This is a genomic window from Gilliamella sp. wkB171, from assembly GCF_001693755.1.
Classification (GTDB): domain Bacteria; phylum Pseudomonadota; class Gammaproteobacteria; order Enterobacterales; family Orbaceae; genus Gilliamella; species Gilliamella apicola_F.
Window position 1 is genome coordinate 537,381 of record NZ_LYST01000043.1, and the last position, 23,955, is coordinate 561,335.

18 protein-coding genes are annotated in these 23,955 nt (G+C 36.9%); 9 read left to right on the forward strand and 9 right to left on the reverse strand.

Annotation, left to right across the window (positions count from 1 at the left end; all coding sequences use genetic code 11):
* Positions 1 to 21: 21 nt before the first annotated feature.
* The 4 genes from rimM (at position 22) to A9G03_RS08510 (ending at position 2,470) form a co-directional block, all read left to right on the forward strand.
* Positions 22 to 552: a ribosome maturation factor RimM gene (gene rimM, locus A9G03_RS08495; protein ID WP_141671527.1), complete on the forward strand. Its 531-nt coding sequence runs from the start codon at positions 22 to 24 to the stop codon at positions 550 to 552.
* Positions 553 to 568: 16 nt separating this feature from the next.
* A complete protein-coding gene (trmD, locus tag A9G03_RS08500; RefSeq protein ID WP_065633702.1) occupies positions 569 to 1,321 on the forward strand; it encodes a tRNA (guanosine(37)-N1)-methyltransferase TrmD in 753 nt (250 codons plus the stop codon).
* 31 nt (positions 1,322 to 1,352) lie between these two features.
* Positions 1,353 to 1,703 carry a 50S ribosomal protein L19 gene (rplS, locus tag A9G03_RS08505; protein ID WP_065633703.1) on the forward strand — a complete coding sequence of 117 codons (351 nt, stop codon included), beginning with the start codon at positions 1,353 to 1,355 and terminating at the stop codon, positions 1,701 to 1,703.
* Positions 1,704 to 1,867: 164 nt separating this feature from the next.
* Positions 1,868 to 2,470, forward strand: coding sequence for a MarC family protein (locus A9G03_RS08510; RefSeq protein WP_065633704.1), 603 nt, complete (start codon positions 1,868 to 1,870; stop codon positions 2,468 to 2,470).
* A gap of 134 nt (positions 2,471 to 2,604) precedes the next feature.
* Here the strand turns inward: A9G03_RS08510 and A9G03_RS08515 are convergent, their stop codons facing one another.
* From A9G03_RS08515 to A9G03_RS08530, 4 genes are read right to left on the reverse strand one after another with little or no spacing between them, the layout of a single operon-like run.
* Entirely contained in the window at positions 2,605 to 3,999 is a 1,395-nt protein-coding gene (locus A9G03_RS08515) for an amino acid permease (protein ID WP_065798939.1), read from the reverse strand.
* A gap of 55 nt (positions 4,000 to 4,054) precedes the next feature.
* Positions 4,055 to 5,161 carry an alanine/ornithine racemase family PLP-dependent enzyme gene (locus tag A9G03_RS08520; protein WP_065633706.1) on the reverse strand — a complete coding sequence of 369 codons (1,107 nt, stop codon included), beginning with the start codon at positions 5,159 to 5,161 and terminating at the stop codon, positions 4,055 to 4,057.
* Positions 5,162 to 5,178: 17 nt separating this feature from the next.
* Positions 5,179 to 6,591 (reverse strand): APC family permease, encoded by a 1,413-nt coding sequence (locus tag A9G03_RS08525; protein ID WP_065633707.1) that lies wholly within the window; start codon positions 6,589 to 6,591, stop codon positions 5,179 to 5,181.
* 55 nt (positions 6,592 to 6,646) lie between these two features.
* Positions 6,647 to 8,044, reverse strand: coding sequence for a diaminopimelate decarboxylase family protein (locus A9G03_RS08530; RefSeq protein ID WP_065798940.1), 1,398 nt, complete (start codon positions 8,042 to 8,044; stop codon positions 6,647 to 6,649).
* A gap of 256 nt (positions 8,045 to 8,300) precedes the next feature.
* Here A9G03_RS08530 and A9G03_RS08535 point away from each other — a divergent pair, with 256 nt between their 5' ends.
* Positions 8,301 to 9,737, forward strand: a complete 1,437-nt coding sequence (locus tag A9G03_RS08535; RefSeq protein ID WP_065633709.1) for a sigma-54 interaction domain-containing protein — start codon at positions 8,301 to 8,303, stop codon at positions 9,735 to 9,737.
* A 14-nt stretch (positions 9,738 to 9,751) separates the two neighbouring features.
* On the opposite strand, the gene A9G03_RS08540 is transcribed toward A9G03_RS08535, so the two are convergent.
* Positions 9,752 to 10,933, reverse strand: coding sequence for an NAD(P)/FAD-dependent oxidoreductase (locus A9G03_RS08540; RefSeq protein WP_065798941.1), 1,182 nt, complete (start codon positions 10,931 to 10,933; stop codon positions 9,752 to 9,754).
* A gap of 379 nt (positions 10,934 to 11,312) precedes the next feature.
* Between A9G03_RS08540 and gltB the strand changes: the two genes are divergently transcribed.
* Together gltB and A9G03_RS08550 are read left to right on the forward strand one after the other, a co-directional pair.
* Positions 11,313 to 15,770: a glutamate synthase large subunit gene (gltB, locus tag A9G03_RS08545; RefSeq protein ID WP_065798942.1), complete on the forward strand. Its 4,458-nt coding sequence runs from the start codon at positions 11,313 to 11,315 to the stop codon at positions 15,768 to 15,770.
* 13 nt (positions 15,771 to 15,783) lie between these two features.
* A complete protein-coding gene (locus A9G03_RS08550; RefSeq protein ID WP_065633255.1) occupies positions 15,784 to 17,196 on the forward strand; it encodes an FAD-dependent oxidoreductase in 1,413 nt (470 codons plus the stop codon).
* Positions 17,197 to 17,275: 79 nt separating this feature from the next.
* On the opposite strand, the gene A9G03_RS08555 is transcribed toward A9G03_RS08550, so the two are convergent.
* The 3 genes from A9G03_RS08555 to mazG all read right to left on the reverse strand — a co-directional run bounded on the left by A9G03_RS08555 (position 17,276) and on the right by mazG (position 19,305).
* Positions 17,276 to 17,968 carry a glutathione S-transferase family protein gene (locus A9G03_RS08555; protein WP_065798943.1) on the reverse strand — a complete coding sequence of 231 codons (693 nt, stop codon included), beginning with the start codon at positions 17,966 to 17,968 and terminating at the stop codon, positions 17,276 to 17,278.
* Positions 17,969 to 18,065: 97 nt separating this feature from the next.
* Entirely contained in the window at positions 18,066 to 18,506 is a 441-nt protein-coding gene (locus tag A9G03_RS08560; RefSeq protein ID WP_065633257.1) for a hypothetical protein, read from the reverse strand.
* The gene (mazG, locus tag A9G03_RS08565) at positions 18,499 to 19,305 is read right to left on the reverse strand and encodes a nucleoside triphosphate pyrophosphohydrolase (RefSeq protein ID WP_065633258.1); all 807 of its coding nucleotides are present in this window, start codon (positions 19,303 to 19,305) and stop codon (positions 18,499 to 18,501) included. The genes A9G03_RS08560 and mazG overlap by 8 nt, the downstream gene beginning before the upstream one ends.
* A gap of 237 nt (positions 19,306 to 19,542) precedes the next feature.
* Here mazG and A9G03_RS08570 point away from each other — a divergent pair, with 237 nt between their 5' ends.
* Complete coding sequence (locus A9G03_RS08570) at positions 19,543 to 21,549, forward strand: OPT family oligopeptide transporter (protein ID WP_065633259.1); 2,007 nt, start codon at positions 19,543 to 19,545, stop codon at positions 21,547 to 21,549.
* 65 nt (positions 21,550 to 21,614) lie between these two features.
* Here the strand turns inward: A9G03_RS08570 and A9G03_RS12460 are convergent, their stop codons facing one another.
* On the reverse strand, positions 21,615 to 21,716 hold the full coding sequence (locus A9G03_RS12460; protein ID WP_218056795.1) for a sugar diacid recognition domain-containing protein: 102 nt from the start codon (positions 21,714 to 21,716) through the stop codon (positions 21,615 to 21,617).
* Positions 21,717 to 21,800: 84 nt separating this feature from the next.
* On the opposite strand from A9G03_RS12460, the gene A9G03_RS08575 reads away from it, so the two are divergent.
* Positions 21,801 to 23,726, forward strand: a complete 1,926-nt coding sequence (locus A9G03_RS08575; RefSeq protein WP_065798944.1) for an ABC transporter ATP-binding protein — start codon at positions 21,801 to 21,803, stop codon at positions 23,724 to 23,726.
* Positions 23,727 to 23,955 lie beyond the last annotated feature (229 nt).

Sequence of the window (23,955 nt, forward strand, 5' to 3'; positions counted from 1 at the left end):
TAGTAACTAATAGTAATTGTAATGATGAATACTGAGAATCTAATTGTTGTGGGTAAACTTGGTTCAAGCTACGGCATTCGTGGATGGCTCAGGATTTTTTCGTTTACAGAATTTCCAGATAGTATTTTTGATTACACACCTTGGTATATTCAGCGTGCTGGGCAATGGCAAGAAGTAATCGTAGAAAGCTTTAAACCCCATAATCAAGACATGATTGTGAAACTCAAAGGTGTTGACGATCGTGATCAAGCCAATGCATTAACTAATGCCGAAGTATTTGTCGATGCAGAAAAATTACCAGAACTTAATAATGGTGATTTTTATTGGAAAGATCTGATTGGTTGCCGAGTAAAAACAATTAATGGTTATGACTTAGGTCAGGTCACTGATTTAATGGAAACCGGTTCTAATGATGTGTTGGTTGTTAAAGCAAATCTAAAAGATGCATTTGGAGCAACAGAACGTTTAATTCCTTTTGTTGAAGAACAATTTATTAAACAAGTTGATTTAACAACAAAAATGATTGTGGTCGATTGGGATCCAGCATTTTAATTGGTAAGGTAAGAATATGTGGATTGGCGTAATTAGCCTTTTTCCCGAAATGTTCCAAGCTATTACCTGTTATGGTGTAACTGGTCGAGCCGTAAAAAATGGACTGTTAACAGTAGATTATTGGAACCCGCGCGATTTTGCGCATGATAAGCATAAGACTGTCGATGACAGACCTTATGGTGGCGGTCCCGGCATGTTAATGATGGTACAACCACTTAGAGATGCCATTCATGCAGCGAAAGCAGTAGCAGGTGAAGATACAAAAGTAATCTATCTTTCCCCGCAAGGGCGCAAATTAAACCAACAAGGTGTTTGCGAGTTGTCACAATATCAAAAATTGATTTTGATTTGTGGTCGATACGAAGGTATAGATGAACGCGTTATCCAAACCGAAATTGATGAAGAATGGTCAATTGGGGATTACGTGTTAAGTGGCGGTGAATTACCGGCAATGACCATGATTGATGCTCTAGCAAGATTTATTCCTGGCGTGTTGAATCATGAATCATCAGCAGAAGAAGACTCTTTTGCTAACGGTTTACTTGATTGTCCACACTATACCAGACCAGAGGTGTTAGATGGAATGGCGGTGCCCGATGTGTTAATGTCTGGTCACCATGAAGCGATTCGTCGCTGGCGATTGAAACAATCACTAGGACGAACTTGGTTGAGAAGAGAAGATCTTCTTGAAAATCTAGCTCTGACTGATGAAGAGCAATGTTTACTCACTGAATTTCAACAAGAATACCGTGATAAACAAAGCAACTAAAATTTCAGTATAACTAGTAAGAGATAACATTATGAAAAATGCAATTATTCAGCAATTAGAACAAGAACAAATGAAAAAAGACATCCCGTCTTTTCGCCCAGGTGATACGATTGAAGTAAAAGTATGGGTTGTTGAAGGTAACAAAAAACGTCTTCAAGCTTATGAAGGTGTGGTTATTGCAATTCGCAATCGTGGTTTACATTCTGCATTTACAGTACGTAAAATTTCGAATGGCGAAGGTGTTGAACGAGTATTCCAAACTCACTCACCAATTGTTGATTCAATTACTGTGAAACGTCGTGGTCAAGTACGTCAAGCTAAACTTTACTACTTACGCGAACTTCGTGGTAAAGCGGCTCGTATTAAAGAGCGCCTTAACTAATTCTTTATTGGTTAATGATTTAAAAAAACAATATAAAATATATCTGTCTAATGATGGTCACCTTTACGGTGACCGTTTTTATATTTAAAACATACTGTTTCCTGCCAACTATCTAGCGTTGACAAAGTTAAAGCAAATTTTATTATTCTTTTGAAGGTTATGCTATGGGTGACTATCTTTTTGAAATTCTTGCAACAACTATAAAATTGTTCGCATTAATGACACCACCAGCAGTTTTGAGCGCATTTTTAAGTGGCACAAAACAATATGATGAACAACAACGCCGAAAAACTGCACTTAAAACATCGTGTGCCGTTTTTATCATTGGTATTGTGTTATTCTTTTTTGGTAATGCCATGTTTAGTGTGTTTGGTTTTACACTCGATGCTTTTAGAATTGGCTCCGGCGCATTACTATTTATTACAGCGGTTTCGTTGATGAATGATTCACCTGAAAAAAATAAAATTCATACTGATGATGATGATATTAGTGTGGTTCCTCTTGCAATACCTTTATGTATGGGTCCCGCCTCGATCGGTACGATTATTGTTATGGGGACAAGTTCCGTAGGTATGCAAAATCTGATTGGTGCCCTTTCGCTATTGATTGCCTCAAGCGGTATTTATGCCATGTTGCTATGTGCTAAAACAATCGCTAAAGTGCTAAAAAATACCGGTATATCAATTTTATCAAAATTAACTGGATTACTTATATCCGCTATTGCGGCACAAGTTGTTTTTACTGGTGTAGCTGCTTTTCTAAAATAGTACAGACAAATTGAGATATAATTAATAAAACGTGATTCGGTTTTGTTTCAACAATAATAGAGTTTGTTACTAATAATCAATCCTATGTAATCAAGACAATATGTTTATTGACTCGATTACATAAAAAGTACCGATTAACGACTTTTTTCGGGATTACGTTTTTTATAGAAAAAGTAAGAAATAAGAATAATAACAATTAATACTACTTCAGATAATAAAATAAAGTAACCTGACTCATCAAACCAAACGCCCATAATAATCACTGTATTTGCAATAATTGATATAATGGCTAACCAAGGAAATAAAGGCGATCTGAATTTAATCATCTCTTTAGGGTACTGACCAGTATTGACACCTTTACGAAAACGGTACTGACACCAGGCTATAACAATCCAAGCAAAACAACCGACTTGTCCAGTACCTGCAACTAAATAGATATAAAGTTTTTCAGCAGCAATATATTTAGAAAATAAGGATACTAATGCAATAAGTGCAATAAATAAAATCCCTTTAGTTGGCACACCTCGTTTATTCACATCTGAAAAATATTTTGGCGCTAAGTTATCTTGAGCCATAGACCATAACATTCTTGAACTAGCATAAATTGCTGAATTTGCAGCTGAAATGGCAGCACAAAAAATAACAAACAGCATGCCATAAGAGGCAAAGCTAATACCTGCCTTATTAAATACCCATATAAAAGGGCTGATCTCGGTATGTTCTGTGCCATAAGGATAAACCAGTGCTAATACCGCAATCGCTAACACGTAAAACAAAATGATACGAAAAGCAACACCGGTAATAATTTTTGGTAATACCGCTTGTGGTGATTGCGCTTCACCAGCAGCATTACCAATTAACTCAACACCTTGAAACGAATAAGTTACAATGGTCATACAGACAAAAATCGATAAAAAACCATTTGGAAACCAGCCATGTTCTGTCTTAAGTGTTGGTAAAACGTGGGTTTGGTTATATTCTTGACATAACAAATAAATGCCAATACAAATAAACGCAATAATCGCCAAGACTTTAATGGTTGAAAACCAATATTCACTTTCACCAAATGCACGAACAGAAGTTAAATGCACACAAGTGATAACTGTAAGGATTAAAAGACTAAAAAGATAAATAGGAATCGCAGGAAAAACTTGATGGGCTATCATAGCAGCAGCAGTCAAATCAGCTGCCATCGACAGCACCCAACTTAACCAATATAACCAACCAATGGTATAACTCCAAATTGGGTTCGGAATAAACATTAATGCATAATGTTGAAAAGAACCTGCATGGGGAAAAGCACAAGAAAGCTCACCTAAACATAACATAGTAGCAAGCATAATACTGCCAGCCATTAAATAAGCAATAATAGTACCTAATGGGCCTACTGTACTAAGCGGTGCGGCAATACCAATAAATAATCCCGTACCGATTGATCCCCCTAACGAAATCATCAATAAGTGACGATTTTTTAGATTTTTCTTTAAACTACTGGGATAAGGGCTTTCTTGTGATTCTGATGTTGCCATGTAAACCGCCTAATAATTAATAACAGCTGCTGGCGTAACCAGCAGCTAACACGAATTAATAAATAAAACGTTTTTCTACACCATTTGTTTGGCAAGCCATAAGTAAGGCTGTGTAATCAAGTTCAAAACCAATGATATCGCCAACACGCAATGTTTCAGTAACATCTTCAATATCGACAATAGTATGATCACTGGTCTGTCCTAAAACAGTAATACTATCATTAATCGGTACACAGTTTTCAGACGGTACATCTTGACGTCCAAAAGCGAGGAGTGCGCGTTTACGCGTACCATGATCAACAAAGGTTTTACTATTTAAAAACGCATCTACACCTAACTCACCAACAGGAACAGTTGGTTTACTATTGAGTTCAATAATTTGCGCATACAATTTATACAAATTACTGCATGCTTTATCGACAGGTTTATTTGAGTGATGGAATTCGTCTAAATACTTCATATCCACATACTCAATACCAAACTCATGTAAACCACCAATTCTGATGTGATTTAAGCCTTCAGGCCAAACACCTTTATCAAGTAAATGATAACTCGTACAGTTACCCGCTGATAAATATTTGATCTTAATGTTACAAGCTTGCTCTACTTTACGCGCAATTTGTAAAAAGTCTACTCCATTTTTTACAGTCGGTAAAACCGTACCATAGCAATTGAAGTTTGTTCCAAGACCGTAAAGTTCAACACCAGGTAACGATAAGATAAGTTTGACAGTATCGATGATATCATCAACATGTTCAAACCAAATACCTTCACGTAAATCACCCATATCCACCATTAATAAAACCTGATGAATTTTCTGCTGTTTAACCGCTTCATCAGAAAGTGCTTGGATAACTTGTTTTTCACTGTTTAAGCTAATGTCAGCATATTTAACGACATCACTGATTTCACTCAAACAAGGACTACGTAATAAACACGTTTTGCAATTTAACGCGTCTTTAAGTTTTTTTAGATTGTAAGTTCTTGACTCGGCAATTACATCAATACCACCATCAAGCACCGCTTTGGCGGTTTCAACACAACCATCAAAGACTTTATTGACCGCCATCACTTCAATGCCGTGCTTAGCAAGTATCTCTTTTTCGACTCGCGCATTATTCCTTAATTTGCGCAAATCAATTTCCAATATAGGTTTGTACATACTCTTACTCCTCTATATTATTGTTGTTGCAAACGATTACGTTTTTGTGCTCGGTAATATATCCATTCAGCTAGGACAATTGCAAGCACTGCACCACCAACAATTTTCGCAATATACTCAACATAACCACCCATATCAATTTGTGCAGGTGGAATAAAGACTAAGATCACCGCAAATAGCGTAGATAAGAATCCTAAACCTGGTAAAACAATTGGTAATACTTTACCTGGTATCTTAAAGCTACGTGGTACATCTGGTTGAGTAATACGTAAACGATAGTAAGCAATAAACATCACTAAGTAAGGGATAAAGTAACAAATGGTTGTTAATGCGGTTAACATCCAATAAGCTGCTGCAATACTTGGTGATACAAACGTTGAGAAACAAAGTACCGTTACAATTATTGCTTGGATAACTAAAGCAAATGCTGGTGTTTGATATACAGGATGTAAACGACCAATACGTTCACCAAGCAAATTATCTTCTTTAGATGCTTCTTGTAACATATAAATAGGACCAACTAACCATGAGTTAATTTGACCTAATGCACCAAAGAATAAACAAATTGCCATAACCGGTAATAACCAAGGCATATGTAACTCTTTAGCCGCCGCTTCCATCGCTTGCATTACGCCAGCAACAATATCAGTATCAGCCGCAGGTAATAAAGTATTAATTGCCCAAGTACCTATCATGTAAATACCAACAATTACAATTGCCGATACCGCCATCGCTTTAGGGAAGTCTCGTTGTGGATCGCGTGTACGTCCTGCAATCATTGGTGCCACTTCAAGACCAGCAAAAGCAAACATCATACTAGATAAAAACACGATGGTATCCCAACTGCTTAAATCAGGGATCCAATCACTAACATGACTATAATCAGTTGCCATCGGGTGACCGGTTAATAACCAAACAATAGCTAATAACACAATAATTGCAGCAGGAATAAATACCCCAAGCCATGCACTCACACTATTGATAATTTTGGTCCACTGCATACCGCGAATATTCATCAGTGTCAAAATCCAGAATACCACCATCGATCCTACACCAATAAACACCTGATTTTGCGCCAAATCGGCACTAAACATATAGCCAATTGCGGTAAAACCAAATTGCAACATAAGTGGGAAAAACAGCACACAAGAAAATAAGAAGCAAACAACAACAATCCAACCAATACGTTTACCAAACGCTTCTTTTACCCACACAAAGATCCCACCATCTTTTGGCCAGCCTGTGGAAAGCTCACCACATACCATCGCTAATGGGAAAAACAAACAAAATGCAGCAAGTAACCAAAGCACCATTGCTGATGCCCCATAAGGCGCCACATTAGGAATTTGACGTAAACTTAATATTGCAATGACATTCATAAACACAATGTCTTTAATACCAAGTAAACTTGAACCTTTAGAATCACTCATAAAATAACCTCACATTATAATATCTGGAGCACGATGTGCCCCAGATAAATCATGATTAATACACGTCGTATCCAACCATATCTTCGTAAGTGTCCTCACGGCGAATCAATCGATCTTTGCCTTCTTTATCAATCATAACAACAGCAGTACGTGGGCGATTGTTATAAACAGTTTGACTTTCGATGGTATAAGCACCCGCATCAAGGAAAGCGACAATATCACCAATTTGAGTATCTTTTGGCATTAAAAATTCTTCACCTTTAACCCCTACATGATAATAGTCGCCACCATCACATAATGGTCCTGCTAATTTGATGTATTCATCATGTGCTTCGTTGATTCTTGAAGCATTGAAAACATAGAAGAACCAATCAAAATGTTGACTATCAGAAAGAACACTATAACCTGCATCAACAAATTTCCATTCAACATGCTCTTCGATGTTACCGTCTAAATCGTAATTAGTCTTACGTTTTTCACAAGCTACTTCGGTTAACAATACTGCAGCTGAACTTGTTACTTTACGTCCTGGTTCAATACAAATTTCAACATCTTTACGCCATTTATGCACTTCACTGATTACCGCATCAGCAAAATCTTGTGCTGTAATACCTGCGTACATGTTGTCTTCTAATGGGTTACCATTTTCTTCATCATATTTGTATGGAACAGGAATACCACCACCAACATTGATTAAATCAAATTTAATGCCAAGTACTTCTTCTAAACGACGTGATTCATCAACTAATACTTTCGTTGCTTTAGCAAAAGGCTCTGCTTCAGGTACCTGATCGCCAACATGCATATGCAAACCACGAAGATGTACATAAGGCATTTCAAGAATACGACGACAAGTTTCTTCAGCTTGTTCAAGGTCGATACCTGATTTAGCATGATAAGCAGTAACTAACTCTGCATGAGTTGCAGAAGGTACATTTGGCTCAACACGCACACACACGTTTGCTACTTTTTTCAAACGCTGTGAAATTTCATCAATAATATCAAGTTCATATAAGCTATCAACATTAATAATATAAAGATCATTTTTGATAGCAAATTCTAAATCAACAGGTTTTTTAACCACACCGTTGAAAACAATTTGGCTTCCTGGAAAACCAATTTCCAAACATTTACGCACTTCAAACATCGAATTAGCTTCAGCATAAATACCAGCATCTTTAATCGCTTTGAGTACGCCCATAACTGAACAAGTTTTAGATGCATAGAAAATTTTGGTATTTGGATGTGCCTTAAATGCATCTTTAATTTCTTGAACGTTACGATCAATTTCTTTTTCAGAAAACACATAAAAAGGAGTTGGATATTTTTTGGCTAAATCGACTAAATCAATGCCATCAAAACAAAGTTTGCTACCTTCCGCACTAAAACGACGATCTTTGGTTATAAGATTGGTGCGTATTTTGTTATAATTAGACATAATTGTGTCAGACATATGACCTCCAGTTAATTAGTACATAAAAAAGTACACAATGAATAAGAAAAAAAGCTTTTCTCAGGTAATGCAATCAGCATGCCAACTTAAAAAAACATAAAAATCAATAAATTAAATATATAGACATAGAAATAATATTAGTCATTTAGTAAAAAATATGTTTTTATGACGAATATTTGTCATTATTAGTGATGGTTGAACAAACTAAAGCTAGTTATATTTAGCAAATAATCCTAATTTCAAAGGTACGGATATCATGATAATCGATCCTGAATTATTAAAAGCATTAGAACTATTTAAACATTTTTTTGATTTAATGCATCAGCCAATGGCCATTATTGATAAAGAAGGTAAATATATTTATTACAATCAGGAAAGCGCAGAACTTGATGGTTACTCAGAAGAACAAGCTATTGGTAAACCATTGCTTAAAGTTTATCCTAATTTGAAAAAAGAAGATAGTACAATGTTGCAAGCATTACAACAAGGTAAAGAATATCAAGATAATTACCAATCTTACTATAATCATTTAGGTAAACTTGTTGATTATTTACATACTACAGTACCACTTTACAACAGTAAAAAAGAGATTATTGGTGCGGTAGAAATAGGCCGCAATTTATCTGATGTAAGGCAACTTCAAGATCAAGTCTTCACACTCAATAGAAAACTGTATCAAAATAAAGAACAACCTTTACCTGAAATTGTTTTTGTTTCGAATAAAATGCAGGATGTTATCGATCAAACTAATATTTTAGGTCGAAACGACGTTCCTGTACTGATTGTAGGTGAAACAGGCACGGGCAAAGAATTATTTGCTCGATTAATTCATCAAACCAGCCATCGCCGTGATAAGGCTTTTATTTCACTTAATTGTAGTGCATTACCGACAACGCTTATCGAAAGTACTTTGTTTGGAACCGTTAAAGGGGCATTTACTGGTGCTGAAAATAGACAAGGCTATTTAGAACTCGCCAATGGAGGCACACTATTTCTAGATGAACTTAATGCTATGCCTTTAGATATGCAAAGCAAATTATTACGATTTCTTCAAGAAAAAACCTATTGGCAATTAGGGGGTAATAAAGAGATACATTCAGATGTTCGTATTGTAGCAGCGATGAATGAATCCCCAGCGGAACTGTTACAAAGTGGTAAAATGCGCAGCGATCTTTTTTATCGCTTAAATGTTGGTTTAATTAAATTACCCGCTTTACGAGAAAGAACAGAAGATATTCCGGTTTTGGCGCGTTATTTTATCGATAAACATAAAAATGATTTTAACGTTATTATTAGTGGTATTAGTGAACATGCACTTAAACAGTTAATGTCAGCACCATGGCCTGGCAATGTAAGAATGCTAGAGAATGCAATTGTACGAAGTATGGTATTACAAAGTGAACCGGGCGAATTACAACAAATAACCTTAGATGAAGAATTATTTGATATTAACAGCCCATATGCCGTAGTTGAAACAAATAATCAACCCGACAAAAATAATCCAACTACCCCACCTAACGGCAATAATTTAACTGAACAAGTGGAAAATTATGAACGTCAATTAATTATTGATGCATTAAATCAAGCCAATGGCAAAATTATCACTGCGGCTAAATTATTGAATATTTCCCGTACAACTTTACAATATAAAGTCAAAAAATATCATATTCAAATGGGTGTTATCGATAGTTAGATAACAATATAAAATCAATTAAAGCTCTGTGCGCAAGCAAAAGCGCTACTCCAAGCCCACTGAAAATTATATCCACCTAGCCAACCAGCAACATCGACAACTTCGCCGATAAAATACAGGTTTGGTTGGGTATTGGCTGCCATTGTTTTAGATGAAAGTGCATCACAACTCACACCGCCTAAGGTCACTTCGGCTGTTCGATACCCTTCAGTACCATTTGGAATAATGCGCCACTGAGTTAAGTTTTTATACAATTCAAACTGTTGTTTTGGATTAAGCTGCTTAACAATAGTGTCAGAAATGAAATTAAGTTGTATTAATACGTCAACCAATCTTTTAGGTAGAATTTGTGCTAAACAGTTTTTTAAACTTTGATTACGATTGCTTTCCAATAAAGGCTTAAATGCCGATTCAAACTCTAAATCCGGTAAAAGATTAATAGTGATTTCCTCTCCTACTTGCCAATAGCTAGAAATTTGTAGAATCGCTGGTCCTGACAATCCACGATGAGTAAAGAGTAGATTCTCTTTAAAACTGATTCGTTCATTAGATACTTCAACTAAAACAGCAATTCCTGATAACGAGGATAACACATCCAACAAAGGCTTATGTAACGTAAATGGCACAAGCCCCGCTTTGACTGGCACAACAGGAATCGAAAATTTTTCGGCAATTTTATACCCAATAGCAGTCATACCTAGTGCTGGCATCGACTGTCCACCGGTTGCAATAATTAGTTTATCAGTATCAACAAAGCCTTGAGAAGTAGATAACTTAAATCCTTGCTGTTCAGCCTCCACATCTTCGAGTTGTGTTTTTAACATAAACTTAACTTGCCCTTTCTGACACTCTTGAATAAGCATATCAACAATATCTTGAGCTGAATTATCACAAAATAACTGACCATGATCCTTTTCATGATAGGCAATATGATATTGATTAACGAGTTGGATAAAATCCCATTGGGAAAATCGTTTTAATGCAGATTTACAAAAGTGCCGATTTTGCGATATATAATGTTTTGCCTCAACATCGAGATTAGTAAAATTACATTTACCACCACCAGACATTAATATTTTACGTCCTAATTTTTTACCATTATCAATGACTGTTACATCAAAGCCTTTTTGACCAAGTAATCCCGCACAAAAAAGCCCTGCAGCACCAGCACCGACAATTGTTATTTTGGTTTGCATAGTTGAATTATTGAAAATAAAGATAATAGATTATAACAATATTAATTTATCCATCCTAGATATTAAATATTAGCATAATTTCATACTTAAACATCTAAATCTAGTTAAACTTATTTACAAAAATAACAATTATCATTGATATTAATTATATAATTTTTTTTGAAAATAACAGCCATATACTTAATTATTATCTTAATAATCAATAAGCTACAAATCAATTATTAGCTTCATTAATAACTCAGATAGACCTTATTAAAAGATTGACTTATAAGTAATATTTATTTGACCAAAATACCTTTTTTCTTTAATTTCTTAGCCATTATGGGATTAATGCCTATACCTTCACAAAATATAAAAGCGATGATTTAGAGGCAATGATATGTTATATAATCAGCATCATGAAAAAGATAACTGCGGATTTGGTTTGATAGCCCATATTGAAGGGCAACCAAGTCACAAGGTGGTGCGTACAGCAATTCACGGACTTGCAAGAATGCAGCACCGTGGTGCCATTTTATCCGATGGTAAAACGGGCGATGGCTGTGGGCTTTTAATGCAAAAACCCGATCGATTTTTTAGGCTTGTAGCTGAAGATGCCGGATGGCGTTTAGCAACAAATTATGCTGTAGGCATGCTATTTTTAAGCCAAGATGAAGCCGAAGCTCAAGCTAGTCGTGAAATTGTTGAAGAAGAGTTAGCGGATGAAACTTTATCAATTTTAGGTTGGCGCGAAGTGCCAATTGATAAAAGTGTGTTAGGTGAAATTGCCCTGTCATCACTACCAAGAATTGAACAAGTCTTTGTTAATGCGCCTGCGGGTTGGACAAAAATTGATTTAGAGCGTCGTTTATATATGGTTAGGCGTCGCATAGAAAAGCGTGTGCAAGATGATACGTTTTATGTCTGTAGTTTTTCAAATCAGGTCAATATCTATAAAGGCCTTTGCATGCCTAAAGATTTACCTCGATTCTATTTAGATTTGGCAGATATTCGTATGGAAACAGCAATCTGTTTATTCCATCAACGTTTTTCAACCAATACTGTACCGCGTTGGCCACTTGCCCAGCCATTTAGACATTTAGCCCACAATGGTGAAATTAATACTATTGAGGGCAATCGCCAATGGGCCAAAGCGCGATCTTACAAATTTAAAACGCCACTTATACCTGACTTACAAAATGCCGCACCGTTTGTGAATGTAACGGGTTCGGATTCAAGTTCACTTGATAATATGCTTGAATTATTCCTTGTTGGTGGGATGGATATAGTACGTGCAATGCGTTTACTTGTTCCACCTGCATGGCAAAACAATCCAGATATGAATGAAGATCTGCGTGCCTTTTTTGATTTTAACTCTATGCATATGGAACCATGGGATGGTCCAGCAGGCATTGTTATGTCGGATGGTCGTTATGCTGCTTGTAACTTAGATCGTAACGGTCTACGCCCTGCTCGTTATGTTATTACCACAGACAAACTCATCACCTGCGCATCGGAAATTGGTATTTGGGATTATCAACCAGATGAAGTGATAACTAAAGGGCGCGTCGGTCCGGGCGAATTACTGGTGATTGATACCGAAGAAGGTCGAATTTTACAATCGTCTGAAACTGATAACGATTTACAAAAACGTCACCCATACAAAGAGTGGATGGCTAAGAATGTAAAACGTCTGATTCCAGTTGAAGATCTTCCTGATGATGATATCGGCTCTCGTGATTATGATGATACGTTACTGGCGACTTACCAAAAACAATTTGGTTATAGCAATGAAGAACTTGATCAATGCATTCGCGTTTTAGGTGAAAATGGTCAAGAAGCAACAGGCTCGATGGGCGATGATACGCCATTTGCGGTATTATCAAGCCGTCCACGCTTAATTTATGATTACTTCCGCCAAAAATTTGCGCAAGTAACCAATCCACCAATCGATCCATTGCGTGAAGCGCACGTTATGTCACTTTCTACCAGTATTGGCCGTGAAATGAATGTGTTTGCCGAAGCGGAAGGACAAGCGCATCGTGTGGCATTTAAATATCCAGTTTTAGTGTATTCAGATTTTCAGCAATTAACGACGTTAGAGTCAAAATACTATAAATCAGAAACGCTTGATATTACCTATGAAATTGATGGTAGCTTACGTGATGCAATTGAACAGCTTTGTGGTGATGCTGAAGCCAAAGTAAAAAATGGCACAGTATTGCTGATTCTATCAGATAAAAATATTGCAGCCGATCGCCTACCCATTCCTGCGCCAATGGCTGTTGGTGCTGTGCAACAACGTTTAGTTGAGAAAAATTTACGTTGCGATGCCAATATTATTGTTGAAACTGCAAGCTGTCGAGATCCACATCAGTTTGCTGTCTTACTAGGCTTTGGTGCAACTGCAATCTATCCATATTTAGCGTATGAAACTTTAGCGCAAATGGTCGATAAAGGTACGATTAATAAAACCTACCGTGAAGCCATACTTAATTATCGTAACGGGATTAATAAAGGTTTATATAAAATCATGTCCAAGATGGGCATTTCGACAGTCGCCTCTTACCGTTGCTCTAAACTGTTTGAAGCAGTTGGCTTACATAAGGATGTGGTAGAACTTTGTTTCCAAGGCGTTACAAGCCGAATTAGTGGTGCTAATTTTGATGATTTTGCTCAAGACCAATTTAACCTATCCAAAAAAGCGTGGTTACGCCGTAAACCATTAGAACAAGGTGGGTTACTCAAATTTGTACATGGTGGCGAATACCACGCTTATAATCCAGATGTGGTGCAGTCATTACAAAAAGCTGTAAATAATGGCAGTTATGAAGAGTATAAGCGTTATGCCGATATCGTCAATAATCGACCAGTTGCTACATTGCGTGATTTATTAAAACTTAATCCACCAGAAAGTGGGGCTATTGCACTTAATGAAGTCGAACCTGAAGAGGCTTTATTTAAACGTTTTGATTCCGCGGCGATGTCAATTGGCGCGTTAAGTCCTGAAGCGCATGAATCTCTTGCAACCGCAATGAATACGTTAGGTGGTTTTTCAAACTCTGGGGAAGGCGGCGAAGATCCTGCTCGTTATAACAGTATAAAAGTTTCACGCATCAAACAAGTGGCTTCAGGCCGCTTTGGCGTTACACCTGGTTATTTAATGAGTGCGGATGTGATTCAAATTAAAGTGGCGCAAGGTGCAAAACCGGGTGAAGGTGGTCAATTGCCGGGTGATAAAGTCACCCCTTATATTGCAAAATTACGTTTTTCTGTGCCGGGGGTGACATTAATTTCACCACCTCCTCACCACGATATTTATTCAATTGAAGATTTGGCACAACTTATTTTTGACCTGAAACAGATCAATCCAACTGCAATGATTTCGGTTAAATTAGTTTCGGAACCGGGTGTTGGAACAATTGCAACAGGGGTTGCTAAAGCTTATGCCGATTTAATCACTATTTCGGGTTACGATGGTGGTACCGGAGCCAGTCCATTAACATCTGTGAAATATGCCGGCTCGCCATGGGAATTAGGTCTGGTTGAAACGCAACAATCGCTTGTTGCCAATGGTTTACGTCACAAAATACGCCTACAAGTTGACGGCGGTCTTAAAACTGGTGTTGATATTGTAAAAGCCGCTATTTTAGGGGCGGAAAGTTTTGGCTTTGGAACTGGGCCAATGGTTGCCTTAGGCTGTAAATATTTACGTATTTGCCATCTTAATAATTGTGCAACCGGCGTTGCTACTCAAGATGAGAAATTACGAAGTGAGCACTATCATGGATTACCAGAAAAAGCGATGAATTATTTCCGCTTTATTGCTCGTGATACGCGTGAAGTTATGGCTGAACTAGGTGTTAGTCGCATCATCGACTTAATTGGTCGTACTGATTTGCTGTTAGAACTCGATGGCATAACAGCTAAACAACAAAAACTTGATTTATCAGGATTACTTAAAACAGCCACACCGCTTGAAGGTAAACCGGTATATTGTATTGAGGATAATAAACCTTTTGACAAAGGGCTACTTAATAAAGCGATCATAACCCAAGCACAAGAAGCGGTGGATAATCGTCAAAGCAAAAGTTTCTATTTTGAAATTCAAAATACCGATCGTTCAGTTGGAGCAAGTTTATCCGGCTATATTGCTAAAAAATATGGCGATCAAGGTTTAGTGACTGATCCTATCAACCTTAACTTTAATGGTACAGCCGGTCAAAGCTTTGGAGTATGGAATGCCGGTGGTGTGGATTTAACCCTTACAGGTGATGCTAATGACTATGTTGGTAAAGGCATGGCTGGCGGACGTATAGTCATTCGCCCCCCACAAGGTTCGGCATTTTTAAGCCATGAAGCAACCATTGCCGGTAATACCTGTTTATATGGTGCAACTGGCGGTAAATTATTTGCCGCAGGTCGTGCCGGTGAACGTTTTGCCGTACGTAATTCTGGTGCTATTAGTGTTGTTGAAGGCATTGGTGATAATGGCTGTGAATATATGACAGGCGGTATTGTATGCGTACTTGGTAAAACAGGGGTTAACTTTGGTGCCGGTATGACTGGTGGATTTGCCTATATTTTGGATGCTGATGGCGATTTTCATAAACGTATCAATAAAGAGTTAGTCGAAATGCTAAATGTTGCTGATTATTCAATACATGAAGAGCACTTACGAGGATTAATCATGGAGCATGCTCAACTTACTCACTCATCACGCGCTGAAGAAATTTTAGCTAATTGGCAGGATTTTGCTAAACAATTTGTTTTAGTTAAACCTAAATCGAGCGATGTAAAAGCGCTGCTTGGTCATCGTAGTCGTTCATCAGCAGAACTACGCGTTCAAGCACAGTAAGGAGAGCACGAAAATGAGTCAAAATGTTTATCAGTTTATCGATTTACAACGTGTCGATCCGCCAAAAAAACCGTTGAATATTCGTAAAATAGAATTTGTTGAAATTTACGAAGGATTTTCCCCTGCGCAATCTCAAGCCCAAGCCGATCGCTGTTTGGCTTGTGGTAACCCCTATTGTGAATGGCGTTGCCCTGTGCATAACTATATTCCGAATTGGCTAAAATTAGTTAATGAAGGTAAAATTTTAGAAGCAGTTGAACTCTCTCACCAAACTAATAGTTTACCGGAAGTTTGTGGCCGTGTTTGTCCTCAAGATCGACTTTGTGAAGGATCATGCACCTTAAACGCAGAGTTTGGCGCTGTTACTATCGGTAATATCGAACGCTATATTACCGATGAAGCCTTTAAAATGGGATGGAAACCTAACTTAACTAATGTTGAAAAAACGGGATTAAAAGTCGCCATTATTGGTGCGGGTCCTGCAGGACTTGCTTGCGCTGATGTTTTAGTACGTAATGGTGTAACACCGGTAGTTTTTGATCGTCATCCTGAAATTGGTGGGCTATTAACCTTTGGTATTCCTGCATTTAAATTGGATAAGGAAGTATTAATCAACCGTCGTAAAATTTTTACCGAGATGGGAGTTGAGTTTCGTCTAAATACCGAAGTAGGAAAAACAGTTCAATTATCTGAGTTACTCAATGAGTTCGATGCTGTTTTTATTGGAACAGGTACCTATCAATCAATGCGCGCAGGACTCGAAAATGAAGATGCTAACGGCGTTTATGATGCGTTACCATTTTTGATCGCCAATACTAAGCACATAATGCATCATGAACAAACCAAAGATACCCCATACATCGACATGAAAAATAAACGTGTAGTTGTATTAGGTGGGGGGGATACAGCGATGGACTGTGTCCGCACTTCAATTCGCCAAGGTGCAACTGACGTGACTTGTGCCTATCGTCGTGATGAAGCCAATATGCCCGGTTCTAAACGCGAAGTCAAAAACGCCAAAGAGGAAGGAGTACAATTTCAATTTAATGTACAGCCATTAAGTATAGAAATTAATAATACTGGGCACGTTACCGGCGTGAAAATGGTCAGGACTGAATTAGGTGAACCAGATGCTAAAGGCCGCCGCTCACCAGTTATTATTGAAGGGTCTGAATTTATTTTACCTGCCGATGCAGTGGTAATGGCATTTGGTTTTAAGCCGCACTCAATGCCTTGGCTTACAGAACATGGCGTTGATTTAGATAAGCAAGGTCGCATTATTGCCCCAGAGGTTAAAGGGTATCAAACGACTAATGCAAAAATCTTTGCCGGCGGCGATGCAGTACGAGGCTCTGACTTAGTCGTCACCGCCATTAGCGAAGGACGTAAAGCAGCAGAAGGAATTTTAGATTATTTAGAAGTGTGATTGCGTTTTTAGATTAAATCCAAAGATTAACCCCACTTACGCAATGTTAAGTGGGGTTATTTTTTAGCAAAATCTTTAATTATCGGTGTAACCGATAAGGTTCATCCATAGTGACAAAGCTGTGTTCTTTTAACGCCTCATTTATCCACGCTTGAATACCTTTAGTATGACAAATCGTTTCAATGTAATTAGCTAAAGTTGAGCTTGTCTGAATATGATAATTTTTTAATCTTAAGCATAAAGGTGCATAAAATCCATCAGCTATACTAAAATCACCAAATAAATAGCGATCATTTAATTTGTTAGAAGATAAAAAAGACGTTAATAAATCATCTAAGAACAAGAGCTCTTTTTTTACTTCGGGGTGATCACGTAAAATTATCTGCCCAACTTCTGGCAATTCAGCCTCGATATTCATGGGTAAATAATTTCGAATCGCTTGAAATCCCGAATGCATTTTTGCAACTAAGCTACGAGCCATTGCTCTACGTTTTATATCTGTCGGCCATAGCGCTAAATTGCGATGCTGTTCAGCTAAGTATTCACAAATCGCTAAAGAATCGGTAATAACAAGATCGTTATCAACAAGTATCGGAACAGTTCCAAATTTTGAAATGGATGATATCGTAGTTTTAAATAGGGAATCTTCATCAAAACTATCAAATTTAACCAATTTTTCAGCAAAGGGAATATCAAAATATTTCATCACCACCCAAGGCCGCATAGACCATGTAGAGTAGTTTTTATTGCCGATATAAAGTGTGTAATACATTTCCAACCACCCTACAATAAATATTAACTTTAAAAAGTGTTAAGTGCTAATCTCACTTAATCTTTACATCAACAACCTTATCTCACTTTCTACGAAGTTATAAGTAAACCACATGTGTGCCTTTTTCAGGTTGGAAGGTCGCTTTACCAAATTCATCAAGGAAATAAGCAATATGATCAGTTTTATCACCCAATAAACGCCCTTTCACTTTATTCCAGGTCATTAGCACAATCATTGCATCGGGTTCACAGCAAATCAGCATAGGTTGTTCGAACTCTTCATTATAATAAAACTCGCCACCATATATTTTATGTGCGGTGAGTAATAGGTAACATCCATACTCTTGAGCAATCATATTTAATTGTTCTTCAGGAATACTAAAGTTTTTTTCGGCAATTTCGCTGATAATCATTTCAACAACAGTGATGCTCTTTTCAGAGTAATCAAGCTGATTAATGCTCCATGTTGGACTATGTAATATCGCATTTTGTGCCCATGCTTCTATTTCTTGATACAGTTCGTTTTTTTGTTCAGTCATTTTTATTTACTTCGCTATTTGATTTTTCTAATTGCTTAACACTTTGCCACGCGTCTTCCATTTGTTCAAGTGTTGCATCAACTAAAGCCAGATTTTTTTGTTTTAATAGCGATTCCACTTGTTTAAATCGACGAACAAACTTGTTATTTGCTTTTTGCGCGCAAAGTTCCGATTTAACTTTCAAATGACGCGCTAAATTAACCGTTGCAAAAATCAAATCGCCTAATTCTTCTTCAATTTTGTCTTGTTCAAGTGTTGATTTATTTAGCTCTTGCTCGACTTCAATTAGCTCTTCTTTTACTTTATCTAAGACAGGCTGCAACGCTAACCAATCAAAACCAACAGATGCACAGCGTTTTTGGATTTTCTCAGCTCTCATCAAAGCAGGAAGAGAATTAGGAATATCATCGAGTATCGAGAACTGCGCTCGCTCATTACGCTCTTGTTGTTTGAGCTGCTCCCAATTTAGTTTTGCAGCAGGATTATCTGAAAAGATATGTGGATGACGACGAACTAATTTATCAGCAACCGCATTGCAAATATCATCAAAATTAAACGCCTTTTGCTCGTCAGCCAAATCAGCATAAAAAACAATTTGAAATAACAGATCGCCTAATTCATTTTTCAGTTCTTGCATATCTTGTTGATCGATAGCCTCTAAAACTTCGTAAGTTTCTTCTAAAGTATAAGGCTTTAATGAGGTAAAAGTTTGTACGCGATCCCATTCACAACCATTAATCGGATCACGAAGTTGCTTTGTAATAGCTTGTAGACGCTTTAATCCATTCACGGTAGATATCTCAATTAAATTGACCTAAGCACATATTGTAATATATTCACAATAAAACAGTTATTTTTTTAATATTACTAACCTATTACTACTCAAATTATTCATAATAAATTCAAGCACAATTACACTAAAAATAATTTAACAAGCAAAAAAAATCCAAATAAGACAAACAAAAAAAGATAAACAACAAATAAAGTGAATTTCAGTATATAATGTCGGTATGCTAAATCAATTACATTAATAAAAATGAATAACTTACGTGAACTTACATTAAGAGGCACTATTCTAGGTGCCTTTATAACGATTATTTTTACTGCATCTAATGTCTATTTAGGTTTAAAAGTTGGATTAACATTTTCTTCTGCTATTCCGGCAGCCGTTATTTCTATGGCAATATTGAGGCTTTTTTCTGGCTCAACCATTTTAGAAAATAATATGGTGCAAACCCAAGCATCAGCAGCGGGTACTCTGTCTTCAATTATCTTTGTGTTACCGGGATTACTAATGATTGGTTACTGGCAAGGTTTTCCGTTTTTACAAACCTTTGCCATATGTGCTGCTGGAGGAATGTTGGGCGTATTATTTTCAATCCCATTGCGTCATGTTATGGTAGTAAAAAGCACACTACCATACCCCGAAGGGATCGCTGCTGCGGAAATTTTAAAAGCTGGCTCAAAATCAGGGGATAACGATACCAATGAAGGCCTAAAAGATATTTTAGTCGGTGGCGTCATCGCTTCTGTAGTCAGTGTTTGTACTAATGGTTTTCGATTACTATCTGAAAGTATCTCTTATTGGTTTACCGGTGGTAAATCAATCTTTCAATTACCAATGGGTTTTTCATTAGCTTTACTTAGCGCAGGTTATTTAATTGGTATTATTTCCGGTATTGCTGTGTTAGTTGGGACAATTATTGGTTGGGGATTTGGTATTCCTATTTTAAGTCTTATAACCGATTATGATACTAATGAGCCTTTATCTAAAATTGCTATGGGACTTTGGGCAAAAGACATTCGCTACATTGGTGCTGGTACTATTGCAATTGCTGCAATATGGACATTATTAACATTAATCAAACCAGTTATTGAAGGTTTAAAAATATCATTCAGCACTTTACGTTCTGATGTTTCAGCGAATGATATCGCCGAAACAGATCGCGATCTCTCGCCTAAATCAATCTTTTTGATAATGGGTGGGATGCTAATTATCTTAATCGTGACTTTTTATTCATTTATTTCTGGCAGTGGGTTATCAACAGGCGTTGCATGGGCATTAGTATTTTGTGCAGTTCTATTTGCTTTTATTATGGGCTTTTTAGTTGCTGCCGCTTGTGGTTACATGGCTGGACTAGTTGGCTCATCCGCAAGTCCAATATCAGGCATTGCCATTGTCGCAGCTATTGTAATTTCGCTCATCTTATTAGGTTTAGGTGAAGCCAATGGTATGTTAGCATCCGTTGAAGGATCCAATTTTGCGACTGCTTTAGCGCTATTTACTACCAGTTCAGTTTTAGCCGTTGCTTGTATTTCTAATGATAATTTACAAGATCTTAAAACAGGCTATCTTGTTAAAGCAACCCCTTGGAAACAACAGGTTGCTTTACTCATTGGTTGTGTGGTTGGTGCTATTGTTATCGCACCTATTCTTGAGATTCTCTATAACGCATATGGTTTTACCGGGGCATTACCACGAGCAGATATGGATCATTCACAAGTGTTAGCTGCACCGCAAGCAACCTTAATAACAACTATTGCCAAAGGGATATTCTCTCATCAACTTGATTGGACCATGATTTTAATCGGCTTGGCGGTCGGTACAATGATTATCATCATTGATTTAATTTTAGCAAAATCAAAATGTCGCTTCCGTTTACCTGCATTAGCGGTTGGCTTAGGTATCTATTTACCACCGACCATTACTATGCCAATCTTCGTGGGCACCATACTATCGTGGTTAATTAAGCGTGGCGCTTATGCTAAAGCAAAAAAACAAAATTTAGATCCTGAAGCACAATATAAAAAAGTTGATAGTAAAGCAGCGTTAATTGCTTCGGGATTAATTGTAGGTGAAAGTTTAGTTGGTGTGTTATTAGCTATAGTGATTGTTATCAGTATTGCCAGTGGCGGTAGTGATACACCATTGGCTATATCAGCTGACTTAGGTACATTACCACAATATTTGGGATTAGCGGTATTTGTGGCGATCTGTTTGTACTTTATTCGTCGATCATTAACAGCAATCAAACAATCATAATAGAACTGAACAACGTTAAGCCCTTTAGCAATCATAAAGGGCTTTCATTTATCTGAAAACCTTACCTACGCATCCATCATATTAATATTACAATCAATGATTTTCATGGTTCTATCAACAAGTTGTTGTGCAATTTTAGCCGTTAGATTATAAGGACTCATTGCCATCTTGGTCATCCTATTTTGATTTTACTTGAACTTCAATTTTTGCTAGGATAGCTCATTTTATTTTGAATAATAGATCGCAATATCATGATTGTTTTTGATTCTATCCAAATTCGCCGAGGTGTAAATCTCCTATTAGATAATGCTTCAGCCACTATTAATCCTAAACAAAAAGTGGGATTAGTTGGTAAAAATGGTTGTGGAAAATCCACCTTATTTTCGCTAATCAAAGGTGAAATTCAAGCAGATGGTGGTAGCTTGAGCATTCCTGCACAATGGCAACTAGCTTGGGTTAATCAAGAAACACCCGCTTTAGATGTGCCTGCTATTGAGTATGCTATTGATGGGGATCGAGAGTATCGCCAATTAGAACAGAAATTAGCCATTGCTAATCAAGAAAATAATGGTGAACAAATTGCAATTATTCATGAAAAACTCGATACCATTGATGCTTGGTCAATACAGGCAAGAGCTGCAACACTATTACATGGTTTAGGATTTTCTAACGAACAACTTCTGTTGCCGGTTAAATCCTATTCGGGCGGTTGGCGAATGCGACTAAATTTGGCGCAAGCGTTAATGTGTCGTTCTGATTTACTGCTACTGGACGAACCGACCAACCACCTTGATTTAGATGCTGTAATTTGGCTTGAAAAGTGGTTAAGTAATTACCAAGGTACACTAATTTTAATCTCACATGACCGAGATTTTTTAGATCCTTTAGTGAATAAAATTATTCATATCGAACAAAAGAAATTATTTGAATACACAGGCAATTATTCATCATTTGAAACACAGCGCTCAGCAAAATTGGCTCAACAACAATCATTATACGAAAGCCAACAACTTAAAGTCGCTCATTTGCAAAGTTACATCGACCGTTTTAGAGCTAAAGCAACCAAAGCGAAACAAGCGCAAAGTCGAATTAAAATGCTAGAAAAAATGGAACTGATAGCGCCAGCGCATGTGGATAATCCTTTCCATTTTAATTTTAAACCTTCTGAATTTTTACCAAGTCCATTATTGATGATGGATAAAGTGGTTGCCGGCTATGGAGATAAAATTGTCCTTGAAAAAATTAAATTGAATCTTGTGCCAGGCTCAAGAATTGGTTTATTAGGACGCAATGGAGCGGGTAAGTCGACCTTAATTAAATTATTAGCGGGCGAACTACAACCTAAAGAAGGCCATATTAATTTAGCCAAAGGTGTTCAATTAGGCTATTTTGCTCAGCATCAGTTAGAGTATTTGCGAGGTGATGAATCGCCACTTTGGCATCTAACCAAACTTGCTGATCCTAAAATAACAGAACAAGAACTGCGTAACTATTTAGGTGGTTTTGATTTTCATGGTGATAAAGTCAATGAGCCTGTAAAAACATTTTCAGGCGGTGAAAAAGCGCGATTAGTGTTAGCACTAATTGTTTGGCAAAAACCCAATTTACTGTTACTTGATGAACCAACTAACCATTTAGATTTAGATATGCGTCAGGCATTAACCGAGGCGCTTATTGATTTTGAAGGAGCTTTAGTTGTTGTATCACATGATCGTCATCTATTACGTTCAACAACTGATGAGTTTTATTTAGTCCACAATCATAAAGTCGAACCATTTAATGGCGATCTTGATGACTACCAAAAATGGCTTGCTGAAGAACAGAAAGCTGAAAATCAACCTGAACCCGATCAAGATGCGGCTAAAAAAGATAGTGTCCAAAATATCTCCTCGCAAGAGCGCAAAGAACAAAAACGCCGTGAAGCGGAATTAAGAGCGCAAATGCAGCCAATTAAAAAATTGTTGCAAAAAGAAGAGCAAGTTCTTGAACAACTGACAAAACAATTAAAAGCAATTGAAGAACAATTAGCTGATCCAACTATTTACGAAACAGAAAATAAATCACAATTAACGGAATTATTACTGAAACAGAGCCAACTTAAAGGTGATCAAGAAGAATCAGAAATGAAATGGTTAGATTTACAGCAGCAACTAGAAGATTTTAATTATGAAGATTAATATTGTTTTTCCAGGTTTATTTTTGCTAATTAACCTATAGCATAATATTCTTCAATAAAGAGCCAAGTTAAAACGAATTTTTTTGTAAATGGCTAATTTTAAATATTTTTAAAAAAATATTTAATGAGCAACATCACACACAAATATATCCTTGCTTGGTTGCTGTTTACTAAAGCAACCAATGCAAATACAAATGATGTAAAAGATCAGATAAGATCGCCTTATGAAA